Annotated in this window: 17 protein-coding genes; 14 read left to right on the forward strand and 3 right to left on the reverse strand. The window is 41.8% G+C overall.

The window, feature by feature from the left end; all coding sequences use genetic code 11:
- Positions 1 to 4: 4 nt before the first annotated feature.
- From LY387_RS00940 to LY387_RS00970, 7 genes are all read left to right on the forward strand, one after another.
- Entirely contained in the window at positions 5 to 1,246 is a 1,242-nt protein-coding gene (locus LY387_RS00940) for a hypothetical protein (RefSeq protein ID WP_234495018.1), read from the forward strand.
- Positions 1,243 to 2,394 carry a hypothetical protein gene (locus LY387_RS00945; protein WP_234495019.1) on the forward strand — a complete coding sequence of 384 codons (1,152 nt, stop codon included), beginning with the start codon at positions 1,243 to 1,245 and terminating at the stop codon, positions 2,392 to 2,394. The genes LY387_RS00940 and LY387_RS00945 overlap by 4 nt, the downstream gene beginning before the upstream one ends.
- A 94-nt stretch (positions 2,395 to 2,488) precedes the next feature.
- Complete coding sequence (locus tag LY387_RS00950; protein ID WP_419153420.1) at positions 2,489 to 3,580, forward strand: hypothetical protein; 1,092 nt, start codon at positions 2,489 to 2,491, stop codon at positions 3,578 to 3,580.
- A 65-nt stretch (positions 3,581 to 3,645) separates the two neighbouring features.
- Positions 3,646 to 4,638 carry a glycosyltransferase family 4 protein gene (locus tag LY387_RS00955; protein ID WP_234495021.1) on the forward strand — a complete coding sequence of 331 codons (993 nt, stop codon included), beginning with the start codon at positions 3,646 to 3,648 and terminating at the stop codon, positions 4,636 to 4,638.
- On the forward strand, positions 4,635 to 6,341 hold the full coding sequence (locus LY387_RS00960; protein ID WP_234495022.1) for a heparinase II/III domain-containing protein: 1,707 nt from the start codon (positions 4,635 to 4,637) through the stop codon (positions 6,339 to 6,341). Before LY387_RS00955 ends, LY387_RS00960 begins: the two co-directional genes overlap by 4 nt.
- A complete protein-coding gene (locus LY387_RS00965; RefSeq protein WP_234495023.1) occupies positions 6,331 to 7,053 on the forward strand; it encodes a WecB/TagA/CpsF family glycosyltransferase in 723 nt (240 codons plus the stop codon). Before LY387_RS00960 ends, LY387_RS00965 begins: the two co-directional genes overlap by 11 nt.
- Before the next feature lie 915 nt (positions 7,054 to 7,968).
- The gene (locus tag LY387_RS00970; protein WP_234495024.1) at positions 7,969 to 8,922 is read left to right on the forward strand and encodes a patatin-like phospholipase family protein; all 954 of its coding nucleotides are present in this window, start codon (positions 7,969 to 7,971) and stop codon (positions 8,920 to 8,922) included.
- A gap of 94 nt (positions 8,923 to 9,016) precedes the next feature.
- Here the strand turns inward: LY387_RS00970 and wecA (LY387_RS00975) are convergent, their stop codons facing one another.
- The 3 genes from wecA (LY387_RS00975) to LY387_RS00985 all read right to left on the reverse strand — a co-directional run bounded on the left by wecA (LY387_RS00975) (position 9,017) and on the right by LY387_RS00985 (position 11,945).
- The gene (gene wecA / locus LY387_RS00975; RefSeq protein ID WP_234495025.1) at positions 9,017 to 10,096 is read right to left on the reverse strand and encodes a UDP-N-acetylglucosamine--undecaprenyl-phosphate N-acetylglucosaminephosphotransferase; all 1,080 of its coding nucleotides are present in this window, start codon (positions 10,094 to 10,096) and stop codon (positions 9,017 to 9,019) included.
- Positions 10,097 to 10,297: 201 nt separating this feature from the next.
- Positions 10,298 to 11,389 carry a UDP-N-acetylglucosamine--undecaprenyl-phosphate N-acetylglucosaminephosphotransferase gene (gene wecA / locus LY387_RS00980; protein ID WP_234495026.1) on the reverse strand — a complete coding sequence of 364 codons (1,092 nt, stop codon included), beginning with the start codon at positions 11,387 to 11,389 and terminating at the stop codon, positions 10,298 to 10,300.
- 331 nt (positions 11,390 to 11,720) lie between these two features.
- On the reverse strand, positions 11,721 to 11,945 hold the full coding sequence (locus LY387_RS00985; protein ID WP_042477068.1) for a hypothetical protein: 225 nt from the start codon (positions 11,943 to 11,945) through the stop codon (positions 11,721 to 11,723).
- Positions 11,946 to 12,279: 334 nt separating this feature from the next.
- On the opposite strand from LY387_RS00985, the gene LY387_RS00990 reads away from it, so the two are divergent.
- The 7 genes from LY387_RS00990 to LY387_RS01020 all read left to right on the forward strand — a co-directional run bounded on the left by LY387_RS00990 (position 12,280) and on the right by LY387_RS01020 (position 19,231).
- Positions 12,280 to 13,632, forward strand: a complete 1,353-nt coding sequence (locus tag LY387_RS00990; RefSeq protein WP_234495027.1) for an MBL fold metallo-hydrolase — start codon at positions 12,280 to 12,282, stop codon at positions 13,630 to 13,632.
- Between the two features lie 169 nt (positions 13,633 to 13,801).
- Positions 13,802 to 14,863, forward strand: a complete 1,062-nt coding sequence (gene rfbB / locus LY387_RS00995) for a dTDP-glucose 4,6-dehydratase (RefSeq protein WP_234495028.1) — start codon at positions 13,802 to 13,804, stop codon at positions 14,861 to 14,863.
- Between the two features lie 82 nt (positions 14,864 to 14,945).
- Positions 14,946 to 15,839: a glucose-1-phosphate thymidylyltransferase RfbA gene (gene rfbA, locus LY387_RS01000; protein WP_234495029.1), complete on the forward strand. Its 894-nt coding sequence runs from the start codon at positions 14,946 to 14,948 to the stop codon at positions 15,837 to 15,839.
- The gene (gene rfbD / locus LY387_RS01005) at positions 15,839 to 16,711 is read left to right on the forward strand and encodes a dTDP-4-dehydrorhamnose reductase (RefSeq protein WP_234495030.1); all 873 of its coding nucleotides are present in this window, start codon (positions 15,839 to 15,841) and stop codon (positions 16,709 to 16,711) included. Before rfbA ends, rfbD begins: the two co-directional genes overlap by 1 nt.
- Positions 16,712 to 16,721: 10 nt before the next feature.
- The gene (gene rfbC, locus LY387_RS01010; RefSeq protein ID WP_234495031.1) at positions 16,722 to 17,270 is read left to right on the forward strand and encodes a dTDP-4-dehydrorhamnose 3,5-epimerase; all 549 of its coding nucleotides are present in this window, start codon (positions 16,722 to 16,724) and stop codon (positions 17,268 to 17,270) included.
- Between the two features lie 29 nt (positions 17,271 to 17,299).
- The gene (locus LY387_RS01015) at positions 17,300 to 17,809 is read left to right on the forward strand and encodes a GDP-mannose mannosyl hydrolase (RefSeq protein WP_326491997.1); all 510 of its coding nucleotides are present in this window, start codon (positions 17,300 to 17,302) and stop codon (positions 17,807 to 17,809) included.
- 9 nt (positions 17,810 to 17,818) lie between these two features.
- Positions 17,819 to 19,231: a mannose-1-phosphate guanylyltransferase/mannose-6-phosphate isomerase gene (locus tag LY387_RS01020; RefSeq protein ID WP_234495032.1), complete on the forward strand. Its 1,413-nt coding sequence runs from the start codon at positions 17,819 to 17,821 to the stop codon at positions 19,229 to 19,231.
- Positions 19,232 to 19,238 lie beyond the last annotated feature (7 nt).

Consider the following 19,238-nt stretch of genomic DNA (forward strand, 5'->3'; position numbering starts at 1 on the left):
AGAGTTGGAGCGTACTTATGTTTTGTCTTGCAGGCTAATTGTATTGATTTTTAAGTTCGCATTTACTTTTATTGCCGCTAAGATTCTAACTACATCAGATTTTAGTGAATATATTGTACTAGCATCTTTAATAGTCTTTAGTGTGTACTTTGTTGGACTTGATTTCTACTCATTTAGTAATAGAGAGTTAGTCTCAGAATCCAAAGAGAAACAAAATCATAATATAAAGAATCATGGATTTGTGATTTTTATAATGTATGTTGTCTTTGGTACTGTCGTTTTCTTCACTCCGGGGGATATTATTGGCCCAGAGGTGAAGTTATATTTTTTCATTATTTCTATTGGAGAACACTTCTCTCTTGAGGTTTCAAGAATATTGAATATAAAAGAGTGTTTTGTGAAGTCTGCGACACTGATGATACTTAAAGTTGTTCCATGGATCTTATCAATTATTGTAATGCACTACATTTTTGATGTACACCTAGAACTAACAGATATTCTTTTAGCCTGGTCACTTACATCAATACTTTTGATGTTTTTTAGTCTACTTTTTTTGAGTAAAACATACTCTTTATTAGCGATTTTTAGGGAAAAAATATCAGTTCCATTAATTATCAGAGGGTTGAAAGTTTGCTCGCTATTCTTGGTGGGCACTTTGGCGGTCAAGGGGTTGTTTACTTACGATAAGCAAATGCTTAAAATGGCTTCCACTGCAGAGTATATCGTATTGTATGGTATTATATGGAGTGCTATAAATGCTGTTGTAGCGATGATTGAATCTGGAGTAATCGTCTTTAAGTATCCTAGAATCATTGCTGCATGTAAGGCTAAAGATTTGAGAATGGTAACCTCCTATGTAAAAGAACTTGTTTGCGTGATATTATGTATATACTTCGTGTTTTATATTTTATTTTATCTTTACGGATCGAGACTTTTAGATGAGTATATTTTTTCAGGAAAACAATTAGATCTAGACAGTTTTCCTATTGTCTTTAGTATTCTATGTATCGGTTCTCTATTTAACTCTCTTTCCAATGTTCCCCATTATATTATATACGGCGTAGCCAAGTATGATAGGTTTCTATTAAATGTAAATCTCAGTGTTTTCTCGGCATTTGCAGTTGCAGCTTATTGCTTAAGAGAATACGAAAATGGAGTGGCCATATCTCTTGCATCGTCTTTCGGTGCTCTTTTTCTTATTAAGTCTTATAAAGCAGCTGTTATATGTAATGAGGATCTATCTTGAATAGAGAAGATGTTTATGCCTATTACTCCTTAACTGGAGATTTAGGTATCCAGCTTTTGGGTAAATACAAAAAGGTTATTATTTACAAGGCTTTAGCAAGTGTTGTTTTATTACCAGTTATTGTGGTTCTTGAAGTGCTCTCAACTGTCCTAGTACCCAGAAAAAGAAAAGACTGTGTATGTGCTTTAGGTCAATCCAATTACAATGAGGTTAGCCAAAAGTATGATGTAGACTATCATTTAGGGTTAGTAAGCTTCTTTAGTTTTTTTATCCGTACTATAAAGGCTGGTAATAGAGTATATTGCTATGATAAATATTGCATACTTTTTTTTATAGACATATATTTCACTAACTCTCTAACTAGAAGATTTTTATTGAACCTGTTACAAAGAAGCATGAAAAGAAGAGCTTACTCTATTCTACTTGTTGGGAATGATACAAAACCCAATGAAAAGGTTCATATAATTGTGGCTAGAATGTTGGACATAAAATCATATGTATATCAACATGGAGTTTGGACGGGGCGTTATGGGAGTCCATATGAGTTAGATGGTTGGCATGCAGATTTTCTGTATGTTTTTGATGAAAAGAATAAGCAAGTTGCAATTACTCATGGTCTTGATGAGTGCCGAATTCTAAGCGTTGGTTATCCTCGTAGGCTCTTTAACTATCAATCTAAACCGATCTGTATAAATAACCCCAAAATCTGTATTCTTGGCGCTGCAGCCCACAGGTCATCATACAGTGAAGATATAGAAGAATTAATGAGAAAACTGGTGATGAGCTTGGGGAGCAACTATGTTGTTGACTATAAACCTCATCCAGTTGAATTCAAAGATAATAGCTTTGATATTGATGAAAAACTAGTAAGTAAAGTTTTACCAAAAAGCTGTAGTATGCACGAGGTCATTGGTGCTTACGATGTTTTTATCTCTATCGGCTCAACAGCATTAATTGAGACTAGCGCAGCTGGGAAAATAGCGATTCAGATATACAGCGACCGCTACGCTTCGTTAGATATGTCTGAATCAACAGCCTGCTATCGCGTAAATGTAGATGATATACTTCGATTTATGAAAGGCATCCCAAACAATCAATCCAAAGATAGAAAAATATATATAAATCAAGGGCTAGTGTTCGATGTATAAGGGAAATATACTATGGTTCTTTGTCCTTATTTTATTAGCCACTTCCCCAATATACGACCTTTTTTCATTGCTTTCAGGGATAAGAGTTTCTGCAATGATGAGGTTGCTATTACTTGTGCTTTGTGTATTGCTGGTGGTTTTTTCTGAATATAAGACAAACAAATATCAAATATTCGCCATTGTTGTTCTTCTATTTCCAATCCTGGGGAATTCTTTATATTATGTTATCTATAATGTTGAGCCAACATTAGAATTGCTATTAACTTATACAAAGTTCTTATCAGGTTTGATATTGTATTATGCGATTGATACATATTTAGATAAAGGTTATTTTACTCAGTACGATAGAGTAATGAGCAGTTTATGTATTTGTTATCTCGTGGCAATTCCTCTCTCAATGTATGTTGGTGCACCAGACTTTAAGACATACTCTGAAGAGTCGAGCAGGTTTGGTTTTAAAGGAATAATATCCGCAGGAAATGAAGTAACTGGTGTGTTGTTTTTTATTTCAAGTTGTCTTGCATTTAAGTTACTTGTTTTCAAAAGAAAAAAAGATATGCTCCTATTTGTCCTCTGTATCATTTCATCTCCAATCTTAGGTACTAAAGGAGCAGTCTTAGGGATAATCTTTGTTATCATGGCGGTGATGCTAGAAAGATTTAACCTTTTCAAGTTCTTTGTCATTTCAAGTTTTGTATTCTCGTTGATGAGCGTAATCTGTTATTTCTTGTACTTGTACGTAGACGAGGTCACAAGCGCGGTAGATCTAACGTTAGCCTATTTTACATACCAATTCGAGAATGGGGCTGAAAACTCCATTATTACACTATTATTGAGTGGGAGAGATCAGAAACTTGAACATATTCTAGATCAAGCACTAGAGATGATTCCAATATTTCTTTTTTTTGGTGGATGGAATATTACAGATATGTATGTCGAAATGGATTATTTTGACTTAATTCTTCTTTTTGGAATTTTAGGTAGTGTGATAATCTTCATTTTTTGGAGCAAGATTCTGATTGTTAATCAATGTAAGCAGTTTATGACCTTTAGAGTTGCTACGTTCTTATCTTTTTTAGTTATTTCTGCAACAGCCGGTCACATAATTTACAGTTCATTAGTAGCCGTATTTGCGGTTTATCTTTCTCAGCTTTATAAATTTCACTCTAGGCAAGTTTCTATATGATAAAAGATAATGGAAGGGTTATAATTGTTAGCACTGATTCGAAGAGTGTATCAGGTGGTATCGCAATGGCAGTTAGTGAACAAACAAGTGTCATTGAGTCATTGGGCTACGTAGTTAGTTTTATACCTACTCATTCAAACAAATGGAGTAAACTAAGAAAGCTCTTTGCTATATTTTACTCCGGATTTTTTTTACGGCGAGAAATAGTAAAAGAAGATGTAAATTTCATCTGGTTTCATGGAGGTGAGTTCTATTCTTTAGTTAGAAAGTACCTAATTCTATCATTTGCAACATTTCTACTTAAGAAAAAGCCTAAAGTTATACTTTCTTTACACTCTCCTACTATCGAGAATATGATGAACTCTCGGATTAAAAAAGTATTTTTGAGTCACTTTATTAAGCGTTCTGATTGTACTACTGTTGTTAGTTCTTGGTGGAAGGAGTACATTGAAAGTTACCTGCCTATAAGCAACCTATTTGTTCTCAATAATGTTGTTCAAAGTGTTACTTCAGAAACAGAGAAAGTATCAAATATTGAGCGTTTTAATAGTAGAAAAGTTCTTTTTATGTCTAGGCTTGTTGAAGGGAAAGGGGCAGAAGTCGTAGTAGAAGTGGCGAAGATGCTTCCTCAGTATTCATTTTCAATTGCTGGAGACGGTCCACTACTAACTACGCTTAAAAATCGAGTAACTAGTTTGAAGTTAACCAATGTTAACTTCCTTGGTTGGATATCTGATCGAGATAAAGCAGAAGTAATAAATTCGAGCGCCATTTTTTTTCTACCTTCCAAGCGCGATTCTTTTGGGATGGGATATATAGAATGTATGGCTCACGGTGTGCCTGTTATTGGGCTCGATTACAAAGCAATTCCTTCCATTATCTCACAGGGAGGTATGTTGGTGAACCCTTTTAATTGTGTGGAGAGCTCTGCTTCTGCTATCCATGCGCTATTATCTGATTTGTCTAAATACAATTGCTACGCAAGCGCTGCTTTAGAACTTTCCGAGAAGTATAGCCCAAAAGCAATAGCACCGGCACTTAAAGAAATATTAAGATGAAAATTATTAAATGGTATGTTAGGCGCCTAGCAAAAATGTCACTAAAAGAAGTTTTCTTTCGCATCAATGAGCTAGTTCTTATTTATTTCAATAGAGTTTACTTTATAATTTTTCGTGGTCGGACTTGCAAGGAGCTAACATTTGGCGTCAATGTTTCTGAATCGGATTTTGGCAGATTCATAAACGTTAATGGTTATGACAGGGTTAGTAAATTAAACTTTCCTTACTTTGACTCTCAGGAAACTGTTTTTTTTAAAAAAATAAAGTTCCGCCCTGGTACCGTTAGCGAAGACATTCGATGTTACTGGGAGAAGAATCGATTCAATGAAGTCTATGATAGAAGTTATCATGACTTTAAAGAATATTTCATTGAGTGGTGTTCAAGAAATGAACCACTTAAAGGTCCCAACTATATCTCTGTGATGGAATGTGCGATAAGAACGATTAACCTATATCTTTTCTGCTCTAAGAATAGTAATGAAGTATCCATCGATAAGGAAATGAAGACCTTAGTTAATCAATTCTTTTGTGCTAACAGAGTTATTATAGAAAATAGGCTTTCTCTGCATAGTTCTGAAGGAAACCACACACTATATGAAATAGCGGCGTTGTACACCATAGCGCTCGCAACCAACGGATGTAGCCAAAAGTTCTTCATTAAATATGTTGATTTGTATCTGTCTCAGACATACGACGATGGAGGTAGTGTTGAGCAATCAACTGGTTATCATCTAACGAGTCTACAGTTAACTTCATTTGTACTTTTTATTTCCCAGAATAACTCTGTTGTGAATCAATTATCTTCTTATATCGATCTTCAAAAAAGATTCAGTTTGTGTGCTGAGTACTTGTCGCATTTCAAAACAGAGTCTAACGAACTATATCGACTTGGTGATTGGGACAATGGAATTTTGTTTGGTGGACGGATTTTTCTCTCTGAATATTACCAAGAAGCCTACATGGGAATTAATAGTTATGTAAAACTATACCCATCTTCCGGTTATATGATTTTAGAAGATCAAGGCGTTAAGGTTATACAAAAGTATGGAAACTTAGGAATGCCCCCTATGTATGGTCATGGGCATTATGATTCGTTGGCATTAGCATTGTTCTTTAATGGTGAGCCGTTGCTGTATGATGCAGCAACATACTCCTACAGTCTTGATGGAAAATTACGTAATGTTATTCGAAGTGAGCTTGCTCAAAATACTCCTTCAAGTGTACTAACAAGTGGTAAACAATTGAGCCCTTTTATGTGGGCTAATGATTATAACTCTTCATGTCTTGAAGTGAAAAATTTAGAAAATTGGAAAGAGTTTATTTTTCAGACCAATGCTTATGGAAATTCGGATTTCTATCGAAGGTTATACTTTAGGAATAATATATTAATTATCCTTGATGATACTAAGGGTGACGAGGATTTTGTTGTACGTTGGAAAATTAGACCGGATTTCATGCGGTTCTTCGGGTTTTTCAAGATACAGAAAACCTCGATGAATGTTTCATCATTAAGGCATACATATCACAGAATACCTTTTTCTCGTATGTATGGAGAATTAGAATATGTAGATAGCAGCGTGCTTTCTACAACCTGTGATTCTTACATAGCAACAGTTTTAATATTTTCTGATGGTCCAGTTAGTGATAGTGATCATCGTGACGCACTGGAAAGTTTCATAGAGGTTTATAAGAATGAGTACTAAAATAGACAACGTACAGATTGGTGAACTGAGTGTTCAATGCTTCGATAGTGTTGACCATGTTACGGATTATATCCTCACTGAGCGTCTTGATTCTTGCTCTATGGCTGTAGCGATTAACCCTGAAAAAATAGTTACGGCTAGCGAAGACCCAGCTGTTCTTTATTCTCTGAAAAGTGCCGACATATTGTATTTAGATGGAATTGGTGCTTCGAAGCTTGCCTCTTATCGACTGGGTAGGAAAGTTTCGAGAGTTCCTGGTTGTGAACTATGGGAGTTGCTAATGGAAAAGTCCGCAGTAACAAAGACACCTGTTTACATTTTGGGAAGTGCAAGTGAAGTTGTCCAAGCAACTGTAACGAAACTAACGGATCTTGGCGTTAATATTGTAGGGTGCAGAGATGGTTATTTTGATGATGAGGATTCTTTAATTGAAGAAATTCGTCTAAGCGAAGCAAAAATTCTATGTGTAGCAATGGGCTCACCCAAGCAAGAATTGTTTATGTTAAAGTGCCGAGAAGCAGGGCTTTCTTGCTTCATGATGGGCGTTGGTGGAACTTATGATGTTTTCGTTGGTAAAGTAAACAGAGCGCCAGCATTGTTTAGAAACTTGAATTTGGAGTGGGCATATAGACTAGTTGTTCAGCCGAGCCGTATTCTTCGCCAACGCAAGTTGCCCAAGTTTCTATATATGTTAGTCCGAAAAAAAATTTGACATGGCAATTTGTGTTATTAGATTTTCTTCCATCTAGTGTATCTAGGTTATTATGACAAGCGGGATAAAATTTGGTTTTCCCTTTGTAAGATGCTCTTTAAAATTCTAGCTAGGCTACGGTCTCTGTTGATACCTAGTAAACTCGCGCTTAGCGTAACTAAAATACTGTCACTCAAATGCCTCTTCTTAACACGGCGCACTACCAATGTAATTCAAGATATGTACTCTCTTTAATACGGTTGATGTCCCTATATCGGAAATAGTTTCGAGAATTGTTATATTTGGCTTGTCGAGCATATACGCTTAATTGGTAAATATTGCAGTCAATTAGTCTGTATTTACCATTTTATTCAATTGATACTTTTAGGCGCTGAATGTTAATTCAGCTGGTAATGAATTTTCGAGTGTTCAAGAGGTTGAACAACGCTAGATTACGCTATAAAAATCGCACTTGCTTATGAACTTTTCGCTTGGTGGTGTTGTAAAATCTAAGGCAGAAATCAATAATGCTCTCACGCTTATTAATGAGTAGGGTAAGAGCTCAACCGAGATCTATTTGTTTATGCGTAACCTTAACCAATATGTTGCCTGTTAAGTCAGTAAAGAAGAGGGTTGCAAAGGTTGTTTTGGGGTAGGCAGGTTTAAAACTCAAACACTAAATTGCTCAAAATAGTTGCTCAGATGTATGGCTCATGCGATTGAAATCCAGTTTGGGCTGATATAGCTCAATCAGGTGAATCTTTGAAGTTTACTTCTATTATGAATGCAGATCCAGAACGGTTGATGTAACACGCACGGCAAAGTTAATAACTTGCGAACTCTGTAATAGGGCGAATTTTGCGAGTGAGTCTAAGTTCCATACGCAACATATATTCTAACCTTGTCCTTATTATCTAATGTGTAAGGAGCAAGGGCATGCCATATTTATTCAAGAACCTCGTGTTTGAGGGAGGCGGCGTTAAAGGGATCGCGTATTTAGGAGCTCTTCATGTCATAGACCAAAAGGGCTTTATGGATATCATCGAGCGTGTTGGGGGTACCTCCGCCGGTGCGATTAACGCGCTATTATTGGCACTAGACTACTCCCACCAAGAAATGCACGACATCCTCTGGGAGCTAGATTTCACTAATTTCCTAGATGAAGACTGGGGCTTTGTACGTGATGCCAAGCGCTTAACCGAAGAGTTTGGCTGGTACAAAGGTGACTACTTTCGTACTTGGATCGCCAAGTTGATTGAAGCGAAGACGGGTAACCCAGAATCTACGTTTGCCGAGCTAGAGGCGATGAAGGCTCAAAAAGGCTTTCGCTCCATTTATTTGGTCGGCACTAATATCTCAACCTCGTTCTCTGAGGTTTTCTCCGCTGAGAACACTCCTAACGTCTGCATCGCGGATGCAGTGCGTATTTCTATGTCTATTCCGTTATTCTTTTCTGCTAAGCGTAGTTTGCGCGGTGATGTGTATGTGGATGGCGGGCTGTTACGCAACTATCCAATCAAGCTGTTTGATTATCAGCATTTCATTGAAGATACAGCACCTGTCGGACTGAGGGTTCTTAACAAAGAAACCTTGGGCTTTCGCTTAGATAGCAAAGAAGAGATTGATTGCTTCCGTGACCATAAAGAGCCCAAAAAGCGAGAGATTAACGATCTGTTCGATTTTACTTCTGCTGTTATCAATACGGTATTGGAAGCCCAGCAAAGTCGTCATTTAGATAGTAATGACTGGAAGCGTACTGTTTACATTGATACTAAAGGCGTGAATACCACTGATTTTGATTTGAGTGATGAGCGAAAAGCCATGCTTATCCAATCTGGTCGAGATGGTTGCGAGCATTATTTTGATTGGCTTGATAGTCAATCATCTTAAATCAGTACATTATTGGCCAGTTATATACAAAGCGCCCCAACCTTGATTAGGTTGGGGCGCTTTGTTTTTTTAATCTCAGCAGCTCTGACTATGGTTAGTTTGACTCGACGGTTTCTGGTTGAGGCTCTCGACCCAGTTTTACACGCACAAAACGCGTAATTCGCCAGATGTAGGATAGGCAAAGCGCATAACCAACAAAGCATGCAATAAAGCCGTAGAACATAATAGGTTCTGAAATCTGGGCAATCTCACCGTAGAGTCCAAAACCTGTTAGCGCTGAAGCCAGTAAGCAGATTGCGAATAGAGTTTGACGTGAGCTTAAGCCTAGGCGTTGGCAGATATGGTGTAAATGCTCGCGATCAGGCTTGAATGGCGAATCGCCGCGACGAATACGACGAATCATAATGGCTGCCATGTCCATCAAAGGTAGAGCGATTAGCCACAATGCTGTTACGGGTCTCATAATCGCACCAGACTCATCCTGACTGCCGCTCAGTAGCAGCCAAATAATGCTAAAGCCGATCATCATGCTGCCCGCATCGCCCATAAAGACTTTGCGCTTGCGACCGAGTAAACCAAGGTTCATACCAATATACGGCAGTGCCGCCGCAATAAAGATGAGGCAAAGCATGCCCAGCCCTGAATGCCCATCTTGATAGAGCAGAAAAGCTAACGCGCCAAAAGACACGATCGATAACCCACCGAGCAGTCCGTCAATGCCGTCCACCATGTTGAACGCATTGATAGCTCCAATCACGCCGAGCACGGTAATCAATACTGCAAAGCCGCCTAATTCCGTGTGTCCAAGACCAAACATATTGCCTAGCGTGTGCAGTTCTAGTTCGGCGAAGTGCATCATGGCGAGTGACAGCAGTGCTTGGCACAGCATTCGAGATTTGAAGCTTAGGTCATACTTGTCGTCTACTGCGCCTAGCACAGTGAGCGTGCAGATAGAAAAGAGGAACAAACCTGCGTGCTGAATATCAATATCAAACACAAGTACGGTGAGCGTCACCGTGATACAGATTGAAATGCCGCCGACTAGGGGAACAACGCCCTGGTGATGTTTTCTAGCATTGGGTTTGTCGACAAGACCAACGGCTTTTGCCACGCGTCTTGCAAAAAATAAGGTGATAAAGGCGGTAATCGCCACAAAGCCGAGAAGTAATATCATGTAACCCACTGATAACTGATCTGAATGTCGTTAGAATTATTTGAGTTCTTTTATGCGACTCTTGGCTTAATGGTACTGAAGATCGAGCCTTTAATGAAGTCGGAGTTCCATATATTTTTTGGTTATTACTTCTGTTCTCAAATAAAACTGACCAATATCACAGTGTGTGCAATCATGCTCACATAAAGAAGGGTGAAGAGCTCACCCCGCAGATACCTCTTGAGGTTGGCTTCTTCTTACCAAACGAATATAGGCAGTGAAGCGAAAAATCTTAGTCAAAATCCAGTAATAGCAACCGAATAGCACTAAGAATAGATAGAACATCGTCGATTCCGTTACGTTCAGCACTTCACCAATTACACCCACCGAGGCAAAGAACAGCGCAATGGCCGAGATGATGAATAGCGTCTGTTTCGAGTCAAACCCGATACGTTGGAATATGTGGTGCAGATGACCTCGGTCAGGGGTCATCGGGGATTGTCCTTTTCTGGCACGTCTTACCATGATCGCCACCATGTCCATGAGTGGCACGGCAATCAGCCAAAGCGCGGTTACTGGGCGAACCGATGTATCATCCATAGTGACGAGTGGTGTTTGCTTTTGTGTTAGGGTGAACAGTAGCCAAACCACGACAAACCCGATCATCATGCTTCCCGCATCGCCCATAAACAGTCGATACTTGTTGCCAAGTAAACCAAGATTAAACGCGAGGTAAGGCCCTATTGCGCACAGTAGCAGCATACAAAGCTGAAAATGTGTCATATCGCCCTGAAGTGCAAACAGCACACTAAGTCCAAGAAGGGTGATACTGGCTAAGCTGCCTAATAAGCCATTAATACCATCGACCATATTAAACGCATTGATGGCTCCAATGACCGCAATCACCGTCAGAGGGAGTGCGAGCCAATCGAATATGACATGACCAAACCCAAATAGATCGCCAAAGGTCACGAGTTGAACATCGGCAAGCACGGCAATCAATACGGCGATGGTTGCTTGTACTATGAGCCGGCTACGACAGCTCAAGTCATAACGGTCATCTAACACCCCAAGAACTACTAGCGCCGCGACCGACAAGATAAATAGAGTTTGGTAGGGGATAAGTTGGGGCATCAACACTAATGCGCTACAAAGGGCGAATCCTATAGCGAGACCACCAACAAGTGGTATTTGTCCTTTGTGACGTTTACGAATATCTGGGGTATCGACTAAGCCAAGTCGAGGGGCGAGTTTATGTGCGACGAGCAACGCTACAAACGTGCCCACCAACACACTGATCATTTGCCATGCCATATAGAATCCAACCGTCCGTGCTGCAATATCGCGACCAGAGTGTTTTGTTGTGCAGAAGCGTTATTTTTACGTCTTTTTCTTCGTGCGCTATTAGCAATATTCACCATGTTATTTTTTATGAATCAAGGTTCATATTGCGTCTTGTGCTGGTCGCCAATCTTGTATTTAGGTTAAGACGAACCCGAAGATTTGCAAATCAGAGCTGAGAGGGTGGTTTTGGCAGAGCGAAGCTAACTGGTTGAAAAATAATCTGATGGTGAGTGGTGAGGTCCAGAGGGCAGACCTCACTCAGTTTTATTTATTGTGATCATTATCACGAATGACTGTAAGGTTACTGCGGCATCGACCTGCGAATTTCTTCGGCGCGTCTAAAAAACCAGAAGGCGCCCACGCAAAAAAACGTGGCGATTAATGCAGGCAAAATAATGTATAGCTCACTGGCTGTGACCAACACTGTCATGGAGAGAATGGCGAGCGCTATCACCAAAGACTCAATTGTGCGTCCTTTTGTTTGGTTCTTATGTCGAAAAAAAGCATATTTTAGAGTGAGTTCCATACTCTGTGTCCTCTGTTAATTCCCTTACTATCAATAGTAGTAGAGTACGACAGGGGTCGTGCAAGAATTTAATCGTGGCGTGCAAAATGGAAGCGTGACCACAGAAAAAATGCGGTCTTGATCTCTTGTTGTACAAGGGTTTTTCATGATTGTGACAATCAAATGTCTATGGGTGCATAATTCAATATGTGAGCAGTTGTACATTGGTAATGGAGACTTGCAGATAAAGTGACATTGAAGTGAATAGTCACTCACAAACAAGAGACTTGGCGTTGGATGTCGGTATTAATCTTTAGATCCTTGCTCGTTTAAATAGAGGAAGGGGATAACTTAAATGGAATTAACAGAGGGTGTGTTTGTTACTCACCACGGCGGTAAAGATACTGTCACGGGTTCTTGTCATGAGCTCAACATCAATGGCAACTCAATTCTTATTGATTGCGGTCTGTTCCAAGGTGCAGATGCGCTGGGTTCGACGCTGGATATCGATTTCTCACTGAGGTCTGTGCGCGCGTTAGTGCTTACTCACGCCCACATAGACCACATTGGTCGCCTGCCATGGTTATTTGCCGCAGGTTTCCGAGGCCCCATTTATTGCACCCAAGCGACAGCGCATCTTGTGCCTTTGATGTTAGAAGATGGCTTGAAACTTCAGCTTAATCTGAACGCCGCAGCTAGAAGTCGCATATTGGAGCTGATCACTCGGCATTTGCGCCCCGTTCGATACCAAGAATGGATGCCGGTGAAAGATACTGGACATGGCTATTTCACTTATCTTAGGTTTCAACATGCTGGGCATATCTTAGGCAGCGCGTATGTCGAGATAAAACTGCCCAACCAAGAGGTTGTAGTGTTTTCTGGTGATCTCGGTCCTGCTCAGACTCCTTTGTTGCCAGATCCAACCCCGCCACAGCGAGCGGATTACCTATTTTTGGAATCGACCTATGGCAATAAGCGTCATGAAAACCCCGCAACTCGCAGTCAGCGTCTACGAAAGATTGTTGACCGTAGCTTAAGTGATGGTGGCGCCATTTTAATTCCAGCGTTCAGCGTCGGTAGAACTCAGGAGCTGCTTTATGATTTCGAACAGTTGCTGTTCGATAATGAAGTAAGCAATCGCTTACCGATTATTCTCGATTCTCCAATGGCAGCCAAGGTAACTAAGGCGTATCGCCAATACCGTAAGTTATGGAGTAAAGAGGCGAAGCGACATGTCCACAGCGGCCGACATCCCTTGAATTTTGAGCAATGTGTGGTTGTCGATTCTCATCGTGATCATATGCAAATTGTGAATCGCCTCGCTGTAAGCGGTGAGGCTGCGATTGTGATTGCAGCATCAGGCATGTGCCAAGGCGGGCGTATTACTAATTACCTAAAAGCACTACTAACCGATGAACGAACAGATGTTGTGTTTTGTGGATATCAAGCGAGCGGTACGTTAGGGCGGGCGATTCAAAGCGGTCAACATCATGTTGAGATTGATGGTGAAGCTGTGAGAGTAAACGCAGCCATTCATTCGATGTCAGGCTACTCCGCTCATGCAGACAAGCAAGACTTGATGTCGTTTGTAGCAGGGTGCGCTTCGGAGCTTAAACAACTACACCTGATACACGGCGAGTCAGAGAGTAAAAATGAGTTAGCGGGTCACGTTAAGCGTGTCTTTCCATCGCTCTCTGTTATCTGTTGATATGAGAACCTATACTTTTGTTCACTAAGCATTAATATTCGCGCGCTGTAGCTAAGTCAGGTACAATTCTCCCAATTTTATTTGGAGCTTTTGGCTCCAAACGATCGCTAAAATTTGCTTTTGAGGGTGTTACTCAAGGGCGGTAGCGTGCCAAAACTAAGGGAAGTATATGAAAATATTAGTGACTGGCGGTGCAGGCTTTATTGGCAGCGCAGTAATTCGTCATATCTTAAAAGATACATCTGACAGTGTCGTTAATGTGGATGTGTTGACCTACGCGGGCAATCTTGAGTCGTTACCAGGTGCAGACAAATCAGAGCGTTACGCATTTGAGCAGGTTGATATCTGTGATTTTGCTGCACTAGAAGCCGCTTTTAAAAAGCACCAACCTGATGCCGTGATGCATTTGGCTGCCGAGTCCCATGTTGACCGCTCGATTGATGGCCCTGCTGCGTTTATTCAAACCAACTTGGTCGGCACCTTTAACATGCTCGAGGTTGCTCGCCAGTATTGGAAAACACTCGACGAGAGCAAGCAGTCGGCTTTCCGCTTCCATCACATCTCTACTGATGAGGTGTATGGCGACTTAGAAGGAACCGACGATCTGTTTACCGAAGAGACCTCTTATGAGCCAAGCAGTCCTTATTCAGCAAGTAAAGCCGGCTCGGATCACTTGGTGCGTGCTTGGGGACGTACTTATGGCTTCCCAGTACTAGTGACCAACTGCTCTAACAACTATGGTCCTTACCACTTCCCTGAAAAACTGATCCCATTGATGATTCTTAATGCCCTAGAGGGCAAGCAGCTTCCTGTCTACGGTGATGGCTTGCAGATCCGTGATTGGTTATTTGTTGAGGATCATGCACGCGCACTCTACAAAGTGGTAACAGAAGGCAAAGTGGGCGAAACCTACAATATTGGTGGTCACAACGAGAAAGCCAATATCGATGTCGTGAAAACCATTTGTTCACTGTTAGAAGAGTTGGTGCCAAACAAACCACAGGGTGTGAATCACTACCAAGATTTGATTGCCTACGTAACGGATCGCCCAGGACATGACGTTCGCTATGCGATTGACGCTTCGAAAATTGAGCGTGAGCTTGGGTGGACGCCAGCGGAGACTTTTGAATCAGGTATTCGTAAAACGGTTGAATGGTATTTGAATAACCGTGAATGGTGGACGCGAGTGCTTGACGGTTCATACTCTCGTGAGCGTCTGGGTACTGAATAAAAATTACCACACACTTTCTGTGCTTAGGGGCTAGGCTTTTCTTAGCCCCTAATTCAAAAAAATAGAACTGGAACCTCCCCCTATGAAAGGTATTGTTCTCGCTGGTGGCTCTGGCACCCGTCTATACCCGCTTACTCGCGGTACCTCTAAGCAACTGCTTCCAATCTACGACAAACCTATGGTCTATTACCCGATCTCAACGTTAATGTTGGCGGGTATTCGCGACATTCTTATTATTACCACTCCAGAAGACCAAGCCGGTTTCCAGCGTTTGCTGGGTGATGGCTCTGACTATGGCATCAATCTCGAATACAAGGTTCAGCCTAGCCCTGACGGTCTAGCTCAAGCGTTTATTATTGGTGAGGAGTTCATTGGTGATGACTCAGTATGCTTAGTACTAGGTGATAATATCTATTACGGTCAATCATTTGGACAGCAATTAAAGCGAGCGAGAGAACTTACTTCTCAGGGGCTGGCAACTGTATTTGGCTATCAAGTGAAAGACCCTGAGCGCTTTGGCGTGGTTGAGTTCGATAGTGAGATGAAGGCGGTCTCTATTGAAGAGAAACCAGAAACGCCTAAATCTGACTATGCTGTTACTGGTCTCTATTTTTATGACAACCGCGTTGTCGATTGGGCAAAGCAGGTGAAACCTTCTGAGCGCGGTGAGCTAGAAATCACCACGCTGAACCAAATGTATCTTGAAGATGGCTCTTTAAATGTTGAACTGCTTGGTCGTGGTTTTGCATGGCTAGACACCGGCACTCACGAGAGCCTGCATGAGGCGTCTTCTTTCGTGCAAACCATTGAGAATGTCCAAGGTCTTAAAGTGGCGTGTCTAGAAGAAATCGCCTGGCGCAACCAATGGTTAACGGATGAGGCTTTGCTTGAGATTGCTAAGCCAATGATGAAAAACGAGTATGGGCAGTATTTAGCGCGCCTTGTGAACGACAAAACGAAGAAGGCAAACCGTTAATGAAAGTACTAATTACTGGCAGTCATGGTCAGGTAGGGCACTGCTTAGTTAATGTATTGTCAGCGAGAGACAATATTGAAGTATTTGCCTATGACCGTGAAGATTTGGATATCACCAACGAAGCGCAGGTGAACTCGGTTGTCGCTGAGCTCAAACCCGATGTGATTATAAACTGCGCTGCTCATACTGCAGTTGATAAAGCAGAGACAGACATAGAGATGAGCTACGCCATCAATCGTGATGGGCCAAGTTATTTAGCGAAAGCTGCTGAGTCACTCAGCGCGTTGATGCTACACATCTCTACCGACTATGTTTTTGACGGCGATAAGTCGTTGCCGTATGTAGAAACCGATAAACCGAATCCAAAAGGGGTTTACGGTCAAAGTAAGCTCGCAGGTGAAGAGGCGGTCATAGCAAACTGTTCTCGTTACGCGATTTTGCGTACCGCTTGGGTGTTTGGCGAACATGGCAATAACTTTGTCAAAACGATGCTACGATTGGGCAAAGATCGACCTGAACTGGGTATAATCGGTGACCAGTTTGGCGGCCCTACTTATGCGGGTGATATCGCTAAAGCGTTGGTGACGATAATGGATAACTTCGCGAGCGCAGAGCTGTCTGGTGTTTATCACTTTTCTGGAGCGCCACACGTGAGCTGGTATCAGTTTGCAAAAGCGATTTTTGAGTCGGCGGGTAAATACGGTGCGCTGTCTAAGCTACCGCTAGTAAATGAGATCACGGCAGACCAATATCCATTACCTGCACCAAGGCCAGCTAATTCTCGCTTGAACTGCGATAAAATCCACCAAGTGTTTGCAGTAGAGCCAAGTGACTGGCAGCAAGCGTTAGAGAACATTAAGAAGTATTGCTAGGTAACAGAGCATGAAAGTCATAGAAACAAGCATCCCTGATGTGAAAATTATTGAACCTCAAGTTTTTGGTGATGAGCGCGGTTTCTTTATGGAAACTTGGAGGCAGGATAAGTTTGAAGAGCTAGTGACTGGCCAACCAACGTCTTTAGTTCAGGATAATCATTCTAAATCGAGCAAAGGCATCTTACGTGGTTTGCATTATCAAACCGAGCATACTCAAGGAAAATTAGTCCGTGTTATCTCTGGTGAAGTGTTTGATGTCGCAGTCGATGTGCGTAAAAACTCTCCAACATTCGGGCAATGGGTAGGGGTATACTTATCAGCGGAAAACAAACGCCAACTTTGGGTGCCGGAAGGTTTTGCTCATGGCTTTTATGTGACCAGTGATGAAGCAGAATTTGTATACAAGTGTACTGACTATTACGATCCATCATCAGAAATATCGATCAAATGGGATGACCCTACTATCGGTGTTGAGTGGCCTCTAGACGGTGATGTTTTATCGCTGTCTGCGAAAGACATGGCGGGCATTAGTTTTCACGACGCCCCAAAAATGTAGCTGAATTTTGCCACGATTATTGTTTTTGAATGAGTGAATGTAAGCAAACTATGCTGCCAGAAAGTGTGTTTAAAACTGTCATTGAATCAACGCCACTAATCTCTATCGATCTTATTGTCCGCAACGACGCGGGTAAGATACTGCTCGGAAAGCGCTTGAACCGCCCAGCTCAGGGTTACTGGTTTGTTCCCGGTGGACGTGTTCTTAAGGATGAAACCATCGAAAACGCATTTGCGCGCTTGGTTAAGCAGGAGTTAGGGTGTGAGTCTCTAACATCGACATTTAAAGGTGTCTATGAGCACTTTTACGATGATAACTTTTACGGAGAGGCGTTCTCAACGCACTACATTGTTTTAGCGTATGAGGTGACTTTTAATGACGACTTACACACACTTCCTTTAGAACAGCACTCAAAATATAAGTGGTTTACACCAGGAGAGCTTTTAGAGAGCGAGATGACCCACGCACATAGTAAGTGGTATTTTCAAAAGAACACACAAGCTGATTGTCATGTGACGCGCTCTTTGAATCAGCACTAGGAATTAAAAATGATTACTCCCGTTATTATGGCCGGGGGCACCGGCTCTCGCTTGTGGCCTCTGTCTCGCGAACTCTATCCAAAGCAGTTTTTGAATGTAACTGGCGATATGTCCATGCTTCAGCAGACTGTGTCGAGACTGTCTAGCATAGAACATGTTTCACCTATCCTAATTTGTAATGAAGAACATCGCTTCATTGCGGCTGAGCAAATGCGCCTTGGTGGATTCAAACACAGCGGTATTATTTTAGAGCCCGTTGCAAGAAATACAGCACCGGCGATTGCACTCGCGGCGCTTCAAGCAATCAATAATGCGAATGAAGGTGAAGAACCGCTATTGTTGGTGTTGGCAGCTGATCATGTGATTGACGACGAGCTTAGCTTTGTATCGTCAATCCAAAAAGCTAAGGCGCCTGCAACGAGCGGCAAGTTAGTGACGTTTGGTATTGTGCCAAATGCCCCAGAGACTGGGTATGGCTATATTAAGTCTGGCTCGGAATTAGGCGATGCTTACGCCGTAAGTGAGTTCGTAGAAAAACCGGATTTAGAAACGGCTAAAAAGTATGTAGCGAGCAAGGAATACTATTGGAACAGTGGTATGTTCCTCTTCAAAGCGAGTCGATACCTTGAAGAGTTGGCTAAGTATGAACCAGAGATCTTAGATATCTGTCAGCAAGCCATTGCTGCACCTTCGCAAGACGTAGAGTTCATTCGTGTTGATGCTGAGGTGTTTGAAACTTGTCCGGATAAGTCGGTTGACTACGCCGTGATGGAGAAAACGGAGTCAGCGGTTGTGGTACCTATGGATGCAGGCTGGAATGACGTTGGGTCTTTTTCTGCGCTGTGGCAAGTGTCTGAAAAAGACAGCAACGATAACGTAATTAAGGGCGATGTAGTCGCGGTCGATTCTACCAACAACTATATTTATGCTGGCAGCAAACTTGTCTCGACGGTGGGAGTTGATAACCTCGTTGTGATCGAAACCAAAGACGCGATTTTGGTTGCGGCTAAAGATAAAGTCCAGAACGTGAAAAGTGTTGTTAGCCAACTAAAAGCGGCGGAGCGTACGGAGTATAAGCTGCATCGCGAGGTCTATCGTCCTTGGGGTAAATACGACTCTATCGATAACGGTGCGAGAGACCAGGTGAAACGCATCACGGTAAAGCCGGGTGAGAGATTGTCCGTTCAGAAACACTTCCATCGCTCAGAGCATTGGATCGTTGTGTCCGGCACAGCGAGCGTGTTGGTCGGCGATAAAACCATTATCGTGACAGAGAATGAGTCGACCTATATCCCATTAGGTACGGTTCACGCACTTGAAAACCCAGGAAAAATACCATTGGAAATGATAGAGGTCCAAACAGGTAGTTACCTTGGCGAAGATGATATTGTGCGCTTCGAAGACCGATACGGAAGAAGTTAGGAGTCAC

The sequence above is a fragment of the Vibrio maritimus genome, assembly GCF_021441885.1.
In the GTDB taxonomy this organism is placed as follows: Bacteria; Pseudomonadota; Gammaproteobacteria; order Enterobacterales; family Vibrionaceae; genus Vibrio; species Vibrio maritimus_B.